Raw genomic sequence first — 13,822 nt, forward strand, 5'->3', positions numbered from 1 at the left:
TTTATTTAACCCGAACGAATTCTATTCTTCTGTTTTTCGCTCGTCCGTCGGCGGTAGTATTATCGGCAATCGGTTTTGTAAAGCCGTAACCTTTTGTCGTTATCCGTTTTGCATCGATTCCTTTACTGACAAGGTACGCTTTAACAGATTCGGCTCTGCCCGATGAAAGATTCATGTTATATTTAGCTCCGCCAACATTATCGGTATGACCGTGAATTGCAACTTCTATCGCAATATTTGAATATAAACTAACGGCAACTTGGTCAAGAATTTGTCGCGCTTCAGGCAGCAAAGTCGTTTTTGCTGTTTCAAAATTTACGCCTTCTAAAATAATGCGTTCACCGATTTTAATTGTTGGAACATCATCGGACGGATCTAAGGGATTCAGACCGAGTTGAATTTCTTTTCCATCCGGCATTCCACCATCATCAGTATCAGGTTTTAATGGAAGTGTTTTATGCTTCAACACTTCATCACCATCAGTCAATCCGTCTTCATCGGTATCAGGTTTCAACGGATTGGTTTTGTGCGTCATTATTTCATCACAATCGGTCAATCCTTCACCATCGGTATCCAGCTTCAATGGATTTGTTTTGTACTTTAGCACCTCATCAGCATCTGAGCAGCCGTCACCGTCGGTATCAGGTTTTAGCGGATCTGTCTTGTGTGTCTTCAATTCATCGCAATCTGTCAATCCTTCACCATCGGTATCAGGATTTAATGGATTTGTTTGATATGTAAGCACTTCTTCGCCATCCTTACATCCATCACCATCGGTATCGGGATTTAACGGATCTGTCTTATATGTATGAACTTCTTCGCCATCTTTTAGACCATCGCCGTCTGTATCGGGATTAAGCGGATCGGTTCCTAATTGTTTTTCTTCATCGTTCAGTAATCCATCGCCATCCAAATCAGGATTCTGTTCTTTAAGAAATGCGAATAGTTCGATAGTGAAACTCCAATACGCATCTCGAACGTTCGTTTTGATATCTTCTAAAAATTTTGTTGATGTAATGTTATAAGTCGCTGCCAGACCAATTGTAGTACTTTTTGATAAATTAACAGTCGCTCCACCTCCAAGAGGATAAAAAGATGTCAGCAATTTGTAATCACCTCTGGCATTACGAGGTAATTTTTTGCCGGTTGAATCCTTTGGATTAAAAGATAAAAGTCCGGCACCTGCATAAAAGTATGGAGTTACCGATTTAATTTTAACCGGTTGGAAAATAAATCTGACATCGAAAGGATATATTGTTGAAGTGAAGAATTGTGTATCTTTTTTTGCTTCTAGAGCGCCAATTCCCGCCCCAAATTCAATTCCAACAGCCGGGGAAGGAAAATATCTCACAAAAGCCCGACCGATCGGAGATTCAACTGCGCCTTTGATATCTGTTCGGGGAACAGTTAAGCCGAAAGAAGTTCCAACACCATAAGCACTCTCCAGATCCTGAGAATTCACAATTGGTGTCAACAGGAATAATAAGACTATTATTTTAGCTATATTTTTCGGCATACGCATTCGACCGTTATGATATCAGTTGTTTGCCCAATTTAATGTTTGCTCTTGATAAAGTCAAGCATTTTGACCGGATATTCATATTAAATCTGAGATATTCGGAAAAATCGTTTCATCAGCTGTTCATCGAGCGTAAAAACTCTTTGTTCGATTTTGTTCCTCGTATTTTATCTATAAGGAATTCCATCGCTTCAACAGTTGAAAAATCGCTTAATAATTTCCGTAGTATCCAAACTCTGTTCAATTCATCCGATTCGAAGAGGAGCTCTTCTTTCCTTGTTCCAGAGCGATTAACGTCCATCGCCGGGAATATTCTCTTATCACTTAATTTACGATCGAGAATAATTTCCATATTACCGGTACCTTTGAATTCTTCGAATATAACTTCGTCCATTCTGCTTCCGGTTTCGATAAGAGCAGTTGCAATGATTGTGAGTGAACCGCCTTCTTCTACATTACGCGCAGCGCCAAAAAACCGTTTCGGACGATGAAGCGCATTCGCATCAACACCTCCGGATAATATCTTTCCGGAATGCGGGACAACAGTGTTATGTGCGCGAGCCAACCGTGTTATGCTATCCAGCAAGATCACAACATCTTTTTTCGCTTCCACTAATCGCTTGGCTTTCTCGTGCACCATATCGGCAACTTGAACGTGGCGTTCTGGTGGTTCATCGAATGTCGAGCTGATTACTTCAGCGTTGACCGATCTTTCCATATCGGTAACTTCTTCGGGACGCTCATCGATCAGTAAAACAATCAAATAAACTTCTGGATGATTTCTGAGAATACTGTTCGCGATTTTCTGAAGCAAAATTGTTTTACCGGCTTTGGGTGGAGATACAATCATACCTCGCTGACCTTTACCCAGCGGTGATAAAAGATCCATTACACGCATTGCGTACTCACCCGGAGCAGTCTCGAGCTTTAACCGATTGTTGGGATATAAAGGCGTTAAGTTATCGAATAACACCCGATCCCGCACCATATCAGGATTTTCATCGTTGACTGCTTCAACCCGCAACAGCGCAAAAAATCTCTCCCCTTCTTTAGGGGGACGAACCTGGCCGCTTACAGTATCTCCGGTTCGCAAATTAAATTTTTTAATTTGAGATGGCGATACGTATATATCGTCTGGGGACGGCAAATAATTATAATCAACCGACCTGAGAAATCCATACCCATCGGGTAAAGTCTCCAGAACACCTTTACTAAAAGTGAGACCGTCTTTTTCTGTTTGAGCTTCAAGAATTTTGAATATCAATTCCTGTTTCCGCATGTCTGCGTAACCGGTGATATTCAACTCTTTTGCGATCGTTGTTAACTCAGCAATCTTTTTTGACTTGAGCTCTCCAATATCCATTGGCATGGTGTTTTACATCCTTATGAAAAATATATTATGTTGAATGAATTACCCTCATTTATCCGTACGATGATTAAATATCCGTTTCGAACTAATGCATTATGAGGAGAAGAAAAATTGATATGTTAAATGGTGGATTATCTATTGTTAGAAATAAAAATTAGGAGCTTCCTCTATAAGCTTTTTAAATATATATGCTTTTCTTAAAAAAAGCAAGTTTTTTTAGATGAATTTATTGATATTCTGTAAAATTTCTGATAGAACATAATGCGAACCGGTTATTAAAATTGGCTCATTTTCACGTTTTTCAACTAATCCAAGTCGAAGCCCTTCTTCACACGTTTTGCCTTTAACTGCCGGAATACCAAGTTTGTTGAAACAATCGATGAGAATTGATTTATCTAAAGAACGCAGACCCTTGGGTTGAACTGCAACAGCAACTCTTGTGATTGGCTGCAAATATTCTATCATCTCAGTGAACCTTTTATCTTTCATTACGCCGAATAGTAAAACAACTTTTCCGTGGATTAATTTTCTTATTGATTCCACCAGCTTTTTTACTGCATCCGGATTGTGTGCAACATCTCCGATTATTAGCGGAGATATGGAGATCATATCCATTCTCCCGAATAAACCGGTATATTTTTTTATGAATTCGAAACCATTATAAATACTATTTTTTGTAATTAATCTAAAATTCCCTGATTTTTTTAAATATTCCAAAACAAGAATAGAAAGTCGTGAATTGATCAGTTGATGAACTCCCACAAGTGAGATTTTTAATTCCGGATATATATTGTCGCTGGTATAGATATCAGTCTTTATACCAGTTAATGAATTAGATATTAAAACTGCTTTTGAGTTTTCATCTATATGGTATAGCTTTGATTGGTTTGATTTCGCAATTGACCTGAGTTTTTTTAACGCCTCTGGATTTTTAGTCGCTGTAAAAGATGGGATATACGGTTTTATAATGCCTCCCTTTTCTCGTGCTACGCTTGAATATGTTTTCCCAAGATATTGCTCATGCTCAATATTAATATTGGTGATGACACTGACAAGCGGTGATAAAACATTTGTTGCATCCCACCTACCACCAAGCCCGGTTTCTACAACTGCTATATCTATTTTTTGCTCAGCGAAATATTTGAAGGCAATTGCCGTTGTTGCCTCGAAGAAAGTCGCTTTTTGTTTTATTATTTTTGATTTAAAATAATTCGCGTAAGCAATAATATCATCCCACGATATTTTCCTCCCATCAATCCTGATTCGTTCCGCAAAATCAACAAGATGAGGAGATGTATATAATCCTGTTTTGTAACCGGATGCAGTCAGCACAGATGCGATCATTGCTGCGGTCGATCCTTTGCCGTTTGTGCCGGCAATATGTACAGATGGAAAATTGTTTTCAGGATTGCCGCAATAGTCAAGAAGTGAATTTATATTTTTTAAACCGAGTTTTATACCGAAGAATTCGAGATCGAATAAGAATTTTATTGTTCGATCATACCTGGCGGATGTTGTTATCTTGCCCATCAATCAAATTTTCAGAGCGCCAACCAAATCAACAACCTGTGCCAGTTTTCGATCGGCACAATATTGTTCAATCCCATCAGCAATTTTCAATCCTACCGCGGGATCGATGAAATTAGCTGTTCCAACTTGAACGGCCCTCGCTCCTACCAGCATGAACTCTACAGCATCCGACCAATTCATTATTCCTCCCAATCCAATAATCGGAATTTTGACAGATTTATAAACTTCATAAACTTTTGCCAGAGCCACAGGTTTAATCGCAGGTCCCGACAATCCTCCGGTGACGGTTGAAAGTTTCGGTTTTTGAGTTTTCACATCTACTGTAAGTCCGACCAAAGTGTTTATCACGGAAACCGCGTCGGCACCTTCCCCCTCCACTGCTACAGCAAATTCAGCTATTCTGGTTACGTTTGGGGTAAGCTTAACGATTATCGGTTTCTTAGTTAGCTTTCGAACGCGTCGTGTGATTTCTGCAGTTGTATCACATTTGGTCCCGAAGGCAAGTCCGCCCTCTTTTACATTAGGGCAAGAGACATTTATTTCATACGCATCAATCCCAGCATGATCTTCTAATAAGATTATAAGTTCTTCATACTCTTCAATCGTGTTACCGGCAATATTGACTATGATTGAAGTGTCTAATTTCCTCAACAGATGAATTTTATCTTCAATAAATTTTTTCACTCCGATATTAGCAAGTCCGATTGAATTCAACATGCCGCTTGCGGTTTCAACAATTCGTGGAGGAGGATTTCCATCTCGAGGTTTAAGGGTTAAAGATTTTGTAACAATTCCGCCCAGCAATGAAACATTGACCAGATCCAAGACTTCATCTCCGTAACCGAAAGTTCCGGATGCAACAACGACAGGATTTTTTAATTTCAACGATCCGATATTTACAGTAGTATCAACCATGTAAAACATAATTGATAGTATTGCTTTCGAAGATTGGACCATCCTTGCACACCAGAGAATATTTGTTTGTGGTACCGATACGCTCAACCGGACACCCTTGGCAGATTCCGATTCCACAAGCCATAGCGCTCTCAATTGAAACTTCGCACAAGATGTTGTATTTATCGGCAAGTTTAGATATTGCCCGAAGCATTGGAGGAGGACCACAGGCAAATATTTTCGGTTTTATAATATCATTTTTATTTAGATATTGTTCAACCAGAGAAACAACATTCCCTTTATAACCATCGCTTCCATCATCTGTTGCACAACTGACATTTTGTAAGTAATCGAGAATCAGACTTTCTTTATTCCTTGCACCCACAAATATTGTAACAGGTATTTTGTTGACCTGAATTTCTGAATACAATAAAGGCAACGATGCCACACCCATACCTCCACCAACAAGTAGTGTGTTTTCGAAATCTCCTGTTAAGGAGAATGAATTCCCTAACGGACCAATAATGTCGAGACTGTCTCCTTCTTTTCTTTTGGAGATAATGGCAGTTCCTCTTCCAACAGCATTAAAAAGAATTTGTAATTTATCACCGACTTTATTGTAGACGCTAAAAGGACGTCTTAATAATGGATAACTATCATCAGAAATCCGGATATTTATAAACTGTCCCGGAGCAACGGTATTGGCGATCTCCGGGGCTTCAAACGTTAATCTGTATATTGAATTCCCTAAATTCGCTAAGTTGACTATTTTTGCAAAAATCTGCTTCATTCAAGAGTTGTTGATTTTTTTCTTAGATGCCCCCACCTTCATCATCATCGGGTGGTGGTTCTTCTTCCTCTTCTTCATCGGGTGGAGTATCTTCTTCGGGATCTTCCTCTAGAGGAATCGGCTGTAATACTTGCGGCTTTTTATCTTGATCGGCGGTCTTAGTTGTCTCTTTTTTAGGTACTGCGGTTTTTCCAAGAGATGGTATTTCTTTTATCTTGATTAATTGATCCGCACTTTTAGGATCATCTTTGATGGAAACTTTGGGTTTAGCTTCAACGGCATAAACCGAAGTTGGATATTCTTTTATTAATTTTTTATACCAAAATGTTGCGCTATCGTTTTTTGAATCGTTTTCTAATAACCACGCTATGGTGAACAATGATTTTGAAGCGAATGGTGATGTTGGATAATTGATGGCGAGTTGGTCGAATATTTTCATTGCTGTATCAAGCTTACCCTCCATCGCGATTTGATATGCCGATGTGAAAATAGAATCGATCGGATCAACAGATATCGTTACTTCTTGTCCAATAGATTTTTTTAGCGCAGAAGTATACTCAGAATTTTCATATTGCGTGAATAAAATATTTTTAACTGAGTCTGCCATGATGCTGTCGGATTCCTCATTATATATTTCTACCATAGCGTAACATGCCCTCGGAGCGAACTGCTCGGAGCTATAATTATCTACAACATCCCAGTAAAAAATAAGGGCTGAGTCAGGGAGATCCATTTCAAGATAGAAATGAGCACCTAATTCAAATTTTGTCTGTCCGATTAATTTATTAAGCGAATCGATCGAAACTTTCAATAAAGGATCAGAGGCTGGTGCTTTCAATGCATCCTTTTGAGACAATTTAACTGCATTTGAATCTGCAGCTTCTCCAGGTCTTAATTGTCCGGCTATTCTATCCCCCATTCTATCTTGTCTATAATCCCGAGAGGCGATTCCCGACTCACGTCTAGAAAATAACGCAGATTGCAACGATTGCTCTTCAGCAAGTGGTTCTAAATTATCTTCAAGATTATCGTAGGATTCTGCATCAGAAATGTCAGTTATATTTTGATTATCTTGAGGCGTCAATAGTTTGTTGTCATTAACATGTTCAGGAGCGTTTCCGATAGTTTTATTTTCTATGGAATCTGTAAGAGCTAACGAATCCGTTTCAATAGCTGATGTATCCAGATGTGCTTTCAGTTCAATCAAACTATCATAACGGATCAAACTATTTGTAAGTTTAAAATAATTAGATAATGCAAGATATCTTTTTGTAGCAAGTGGTGTAATTTCAGATGCGGTAAATTCCGATTTCGCCTTTTCATAATAAACCGCGGCACGCTTGTAATCAGGATACTCTTTTTCAAATGTCAAACCTCTCTCATAAAAACTTTTAGCCGCGGCATCTGTTCGTTTGTATAATGTATCAATCCTCTCATATATTTCGAAAGCAGATAATGTATCGCCTTTTATTTTATACGTATTACCGATACCGAGTTCGACTAAAGCCCGTTCATCAGGTTTGAGCGCTTCCCCCTGCAGGTCAGAGAATACATCGAACGCTTCCTCGAATCGATGTTCCCGCGCAAGCATGGCACCCTGTCGCAACCGTGCCTGAAACACTTTTGAAAATGATGATCCATGAGAAGCTACACCTCCGTATGCTTCTGCAGATTTTGATTGATTACCTAACCGTTCATATGAAACTCCTCGTTGGAATTGTACCTCAGCCAGCAAGGCGTTATCTCCGGAGTATGTTGAGGCTTTATCTAATATTTCGACGGCTGAGTTGTAATCTTCACGTTCAAAATAAATTCGCCCTTGTAGCATAGAAGCTTGTATTAATCTGTCGTTCTCCCCCGTAATTTCAGATTCAGTGAAAACTTCTTTTGCAATCCGCAACCCCTCATCATCGTGTTTCGATTGATATTCCGAAACTGCTAAAAGCATTTTTGCCTCGCCACAAAGATCGCTATCAGGAAAATTATCGAGTAGTTCTTTGAATTTCCTTATTGCTGATTCACTTTCTCCTTTATAAACATACGATTTTCCTATCATCAAAAGTGCATCATCTATCCAACTGCATTGAGGGTACAATTGAATCAACTTTGAACTCTTCTCAATAACCTTATCCAATTTATCTGAAGCGCTTTTAGGGATTGTGTAAACAGCGAAGTAATTCGTATCTCGTCCCTTTTGAGGATTTTTTTCTATCTCAGTGATTGCGTCATCGAAATTCTTTTTCGCATTGTAGTAGGTATTAAAATACCCGGTCACATTTTCATAGAATGTACAACTTGAGAAAATATGAAGAGCGGAGAAGAGTATTACAATCTTCAAGAAAACGTCTTTTTTTGGCAAGTATCTTTCCTTATCAGAACATCTAATCTTTATCACAACATTAGAATAATACGTAAAAATAAATGCAAAAGCAACGGTAATTATTTTCCTAATTTGCATTTTACTGGACACTTCATTATTTTTCGACAAAAAAAGTATGGGAGACATATATGGGAATGTTCTCACAATGCCTTAGCGGTTCAACTCTGGGAATCAAAGCTCAAGTAGTTCAGGTCGAAACGCATATTTCACCGGCTTCACATGTATTTAATGTGGTAGGTTTGCCTGATAATGCGATAAAAGAGAGCCGCGACCGAGTTTTCGCATCGATTAAAACAACGGGATTCAAATGGCCCGGTCAACGCATTACAGTAAATCTTGCTCCTGCAGACATTCGAAAAGAAGGTGTAGGATTTGATTTACCGATGGCTATCGGAATCCTTGCCGCTACCAATCAGGTTACATTAAATCTTTTAAATGAATTTGTTCTACTCGGTGAATTAGCACTCGACGGTACGCTCCGCCCTATCCATGGCACATTGCCTATTGCAGTCGAAGTGAAGAGAAACAATATCCGCGGTATGATAGTACCCAGAGAAAATGCCAAAGAAGCGGCGATGGTTGAGGGGTTAGAAGTGTACCCGATGGATTCGCTTGTTGAAACAGTTTCTTTCTTAAACGGTGAATACAAATTACTAAAACCATTCCATGTTGATATCAAAGAAATCTTCACGGCAGAACAAAAATATCCGACTGATTTCTCTGACGTGAAGGGACAGGAAAATGTTAAGCGTGCACTCGAGGTTGCTGCAGCAGGCGGACATAATATCATCATGATCGGTCCACCCGGTTCCGGGAAAACAATGTTGGCAAAACGATTACCAACTATTCTTCCTCCACTCACATTCGATGAGGCGATTGAGACCACAAAAATTCATTCGGTAGCAGGATTACTTCCACCCGATACGGCGTTAATCTCAACCCGACCATTCCGCTCACCTCATCATACAATTTCTGATAGCGCGCTCGTTGGTGGTGGGACAATCCCACGACCGGGAGAGATTTCGCTTTCACATCATGGAGTTTTATTCTTAGATGAACTCCCTGAATTCGCCCGTAATGTTCTCGAAGTTTTAAGGCAACCATTGGAAGACGGACATGTAACCATCAATCGCTCTAAAATGTCAATCGACTACCCCGCAAACTTTATGATGGTTTGTGCCATGAATCCCTGAGGTTGTATTGCATTCCTGCTGTCATTTCTGCCGATGAAGGCATGTAAGACAGATTGATTGAAACCTCGTCACTTCCAACAGTTATTCTTTTTGTTATTGTATCAATGATGTTTCTCTTTTCAACCAATTCAAGTGTCGGCCATCGCTCATACAGGTCTTTAGCCTCGGTAAGTACTTCGTCACTTGATAGATATTGGATCTTTAGGTAATCTATCTCACCCTGCAATTCTGGGAGTTGATTCTGTATCTGCTTCAGCCTGTCTTCCAGCGGCCGGTAGTGATTCCCGAATCCTTCTTTAGGCATCTCTCCATCAAGGTGTAGTCGGACCAATTTGTCCATTTCATGCTTTAGCTTCTTGGCTTCTTCCTCGATGGACACAAATAGGTTTTGCCGATCATTGATAAGTTCATCAGCCTTATTCAGATAAGTTGAAATTTCCTCATTCGAAAAAAAGAATGTTTTTAGTTGTTCATGGTATATAACTTCAAGATCAGATGTGGGAATTTTATTGTGACATTTATAGCAAGTATACTTCGACGATTTGTGTGGAACATACATTTTATTGTTACATGAACAGAAGACTATACCTGTAAAAAGGTGTTCAGCCGGACGTCGATTCTGCCTTTGATGTTGTTCACCTAAGATCTGGTTACACTGTCCCCATACCTCGTCACTCACAATTGGCTCAATATTAATATGTACCCACTCATCCTCAGGCTTCACCACCCATTTTTTATTCTGTCCCAAGCTTCTCGTGTAGTTCATACGGCGTTTCCCCTTGGCTATCGGATCACGCAACAGACGATCCACCGTGGTATCTGAGAATTGGCCACCATTCCGGGTACGATATCCTGATTCGTTTAGTAGACGGGCGACTGTTCTTTTACGTCTATGTTCAAGGAATAGTTCATAGACTCGTTTTCGTATGGGAGCTTCTTTCGGATCAATCACCAGCCTTTTGTCTACCCACTGGTATCCAAATGGAGCCGCTCCACCAAGAGGTTTGCCAAGTTTCGCTCGTATAGGAACTGAAGCTGCGACGCGTTCAGCAATTTCTTCGCGTTCCCATTGAGCCATCGCAGCTATCATAGTATAGAATAACCGTCCCGCAGGCGTAGATGTATCAATAGACTCTTGCAAGCTTACCAAATCAGCATCGCATTCACGAAAAATATCAGCAAAGTCCAAAAGTTCTTTTGTGTTACGAGCTAATCGTGCTAACTTTGAAAAGATAATCCCTGTGATTTTATGAGACCGTACGTCTGCCAGCATTCGTTTCGTCTCGGGATGTTCCATTACAGACTTGCCACTCACAGCTTCAAGACGATACACATCTTTGACTATCCAGTCTTTTGACTCAGCATAGTATCGAGCACGCTTTTCATGGTGTTCAGGGCTTTCGCCCTTCACCTGATCTTCAGTTGAAACCCTAATCCAAATACCGACATGTTTCTCGTTTTCCATCGACGAAATTCCGTAAGGTTTGATGATAATAAATTATGACTGCCATAATAAAATGAAAAGTGATAATTTTTGTATTCGTCTTTACCTTTCACACCCGAAAACTATCCATTCATATATGATATACCATGGGCAGTTCAAATATAAGATAATAAATTTTTTAACTATCTTTAACTGCCCAATATTTATAACCAGTCAAAATATTTCGTTTGCCAATATAGTATCGATCTCAATTCATTGCTTCGTGATTGTGATGGCATCAATCCGAAAATTGGCATACTGCTTTTTAGGGTTATAATAAATATCTAAGATAGAATACTGGTAATATAGTATTATTAATAATTTGACATGTGTCGAACCTGGACCAACAAACGAGGAGAGATTTGCGTCGAATCGTTGCCACGTTTTTCTGGGTGTGGCTCCCCTGATGATATCCCATGATGACCCGCCATCGAGTGAAATATATATTTGCACAAGCAGATCATTCGTGGAAGTATTAGAAGCCCAGAACCGAAGCCAGGCAGTTGACACTGAAGCAAGGCTAAATTCCTCTTTCAACCAAGCTTGAGCAACCCAATATTGATCGTGTGATGGATAATCATAGCCATTATAACCAGCCGCAAATGCGCCCTCATATACGCTATCCGTCCTGAGCGACCATTTATCGGAGAATGACCATCTGCTCAAGCCTGTTTCCCATGATTCTTCAAAGATTGGAGCTTCTTGCAAGGTGGCATTGATAGTGAGACTTTGGCCGGGGACAGTTGCGACTTGTTGTGCCCAATAATAGTAACCTGATAATTTCAGCTGGACCAAGTGATTTCCAGCTGCCACTAAGATCGATGCTGGTGTTTGTTGATTGGTAATCGCACTGTCAATCCATATTACTGCACCGCTTGGTATAGAAGTAATGTTTAGCGTGGCTTTTTGTTGTTCTGTCACCTCCGTAGATGAGTCACCCTTTTCGCATCCAAGAGTTAGCAGGACTATACCAACAAACAAATTGATGTAAAAAAATACGTTCTTCATAGATCCTCCAGAGAGTTAATGATTAATTGAGAGTGAATTAGTATAAAATAGAAAAACCTCTTCCAGCACAATTGCCGAAAGAGGTTTCCATCAATCTTGGGTAAGCCGACCAACAGAAACCCCGGTCACAAGTGCACTGGGGTCTATCTGATCGGCAGACCAGTATAGAGCATCCACAGCCATCAAGCAACCGGGGCGAACTCTCGCCCCAGTCCGCACATTCGGCTGTGGTACCGCTGCTACAAAAATAAAAAAGCTCTAATACTGGTCTGCCTATGAAAAAGGTATGAAGAATAATTTGGAAAGTCAAATCTTTATGAAAATGTTGATTATTTTCATTATTTCTTGGAACAAGTGATTAATAGCATTTAGATACCAGGAATTTTGAAGAACATCGGCCCTCGCTACTGGTTTTGTGTCTTGAAGAAAATTCAGAGCTTTTGTATTTCTCTCCTAACATACACGGATACCAAGGTGAAGTTCGAAGAAGTTACAATCAAAATTAAAATTAATTTGAAATACTTGAATAAAGTATAAATAAAAAAGCGTGTCTGGCGGTGAAACCAAGTGGGAGGGCCTTGATTTCGAAGCGGGAACCAGACACGCGTTAAGAATATATGAAAGAATATTTTTAAATTCAAACTAATATTGATGAAATAATGTATATCTCAATTGAATAGGGGAATCATTATTCACTTCATGAAGAGTTATAATTTGCGAAACCAAGATAAAAATCGATTTCGAGTTCAGTGTTATTATTGTTTCTGCGTATATCTCTTCTTACTCGTTTCGTTTACTCTTTCTGCGATCCTAATTTATTAATTTATCTTTGGATCATATATCGGGGGTTAGTCAATATTGATCTTTTTCAACATTCCCATTCTCAATTAGATGTAATCAAATATAGCACACTACCTATTCCTAGGTATCTTTTTATTCTTTGCTGCTTTCCATCTATCAAGAGTTGGCTCCATTTTAGAATTAACAAGTTAACCATACTTTTTCTCAATAATTATTTTCATCCACTTGTAACTTTCTCTCACTCTTATTATAATTAACAATGGAATCATTCGAGGAGATGTTCATGGTAGTTGCTTGGACTAGTTTTCATCGTCTACCTGAGGATAATGTCAAGAAATATACACCAATTGGTGCCGGTGTTTATTTACTCTGGTTTCAACTTAATAATAACAAATGGAAATGTTAGTATGCCGGACAATCTGATAATTTAGAGCGAAGACTTTTCGAGCATTTATCAGATAACGAAAAAACAATTGTATGAAAAAACATGTTCATGAACATATTAAAGAATATGAATGTGCTGAAGTTTCAACACAGAGTGACCGAGATGGAATTGATTAGTTCCTGCATGATCACTTTACACCAGAGTGCAACGAGAATGACCCAGGTGGAGAACCAATCGAAGTCAATATCCCATAGAATCTATATTTGTAAAAAACATAAGTTTTATTAATTCAGCCACGAACCTTCCACCATCACAGAAAGGGTTTGCTTCGCCCATAGCGACTCATTTTAAAAGAAAAATCTAGTTCTGTTTTCTTTCCCTGACAATCGGATTTATTAAGATTTATACTTCCTGTTAGAATAAAATTAAAATAAACAAATAGAAGATTTGTCAAAATCAAATACCAAACC

General features: G+C 39.2%; 10 protein-coding genes. 2 read left to right on the forward strand and 8 right to left on the reverse strand.

Going from position 1 to position 13,822, the window contains the following annotated elements:
* Position 1: 1 nt before the first annotated feature.
* From HZB59_06700 to HZB59_06725, 6 genes are all read right to left on the reverse strand, one after another.
* Entirely contained in the window at positions 2 to 1,516 is a 1,515-nt protein-coding gene (locus HZB59_06700; protein MBI5021105.1) for an OmpA family protein, read from the reverse strand.
* Between the two features lie 118 nt (positions 1,517 to 1,634).
* Complete coding sequence (gene rho, locus HZB59_06705) at positions 1,635 to 2,882, reverse strand: transcription termination factor Rho (GenBank protein MBI5021106.1); 1,248 nt, start codon at positions 2,880 to 2,882, stop codon at positions 1,635 to 1,637.
* 222 nt (positions 2,883 to 3,104) lie between these two features.
* Complete coding sequence (locus tag HZB59_06710; GenBank protein ID MBI5021107.1) at positions 3,105 to 4,418, reverse strand: bifunctional folylpolyglutamate synthase/dihydrofolate synthase; 1,314 nt, start codon at positions 4,416 to 4,418, stop codon at positions 3,105 to 3,107.
* A gap of 3 nt (positions 4,419 to 4,421) precedes the next feature.
* Positions 4,422 to 5,333: a dihydroorotate dehydrogenase gene (locus HZB59_06715; protein ID MBI5021108.1), complete on the reverse strand. Its 912-nt coding sequence runs from the start codon at positions 5,331 to 5,333 to the stop codon at positions 4,422 to 4,424.
* Positions 5,326 to 6,102, reverse strand: coding sequence for a dihydroorotate dehydrogenase electron transfer subunit (locus tag HZB59_06720; protein ID MBI5021109.1), 777 nt, complete (start codon positions 6,100 to 6,102; stop codon positions 5,326 to 5,328). The genes HZB59_06715 and HZB59_06720 overlap by 8 nt, the downstream gene beginning before the upstream one ends.
* A 22-nt stretch (positions 6,103 to 6,124) precedes the next feature.
* Entirely contained in the window at positions 6,125 to 8,461 is a 2,337-nt protein-coding gene (locus HZB59_06725) for a tetratricopeptide repeat protein (protein MBI5021110.1), read from the reverse strand.
* Positions 8,462 to 8,616: 155 nt separating this feature from the next.
* Here HZB59_06725 and HZB59_06730 point away from each other — a divergent pair, with 155 nt between their 5' ends.
* Complete coding sequence (locus tag HZB59_06730; protein MBI5021111.1) at positions 8,617 to 9,675, forward strand: YifB family Mg chelatase-like AAA ATPase; 1,059 nt, start codon at positions 8,617 to 8,619, stop codon at positions 9,673 to 9,675.
* Here the strand turns inward: HZB59_06730 and HZB59_06735 are convergent.
* Positions 9,647 to 11,140: a recombinase family protein gene (locus HZB59_06735; protein MBI5021112.1), complete on the reverse strand. Its 1,494-nt coding sequence runs from the start codon at positions 11,138 to 11,140 to the stop codon at positions 9,647 to 9,649. The two genes, HZB59_06730 and HZB59_06735, sit on opposite strands and share 29 nt — an antisense overlap.
* Before the next feature lie 231 nt (positions 11,141 to 11,371).
* On the reverse strand, positions 11,372 to 12,166 hold the full coding sequence (locus tag HZB59_06740) for a PEGA domain-containing protein (GenBank protein ID MBI5021113.1): 795 nt from the start codon (positions 12,164 to 12,166) through the stop codon (positions 11,372 to 11,374).
* A gap of 1,060 nt (positions 12,167 to 13,226) precedes the next feature.
* Between HZB59_06740 and HZB59_06745 the strand changes: the two genes are divergently transcribed.
* On the forward strand, positions 13,227 to 13,373 hold the full coding sequence (locus tag HZB59_06745; protein ID MBI5021114.1) for a hypothetical protein: 147 nt from the start codon (positions 13,227 to 13,229) through the stop codon (positions 13,371 to 13,373).
* The last annotated feature ends 449 nt before the right edge of the window (positions 13,374 to 13,822 follow it).

The organism is Ignavibacteriales bacterium, assembly GCA_016214905.1.
In the GTDB taxonomy this organism is placed as follows: Bacteria; Bacteroidota; Ignavibacteria; order UBA10030; family SZUA-254; genus PNNN01.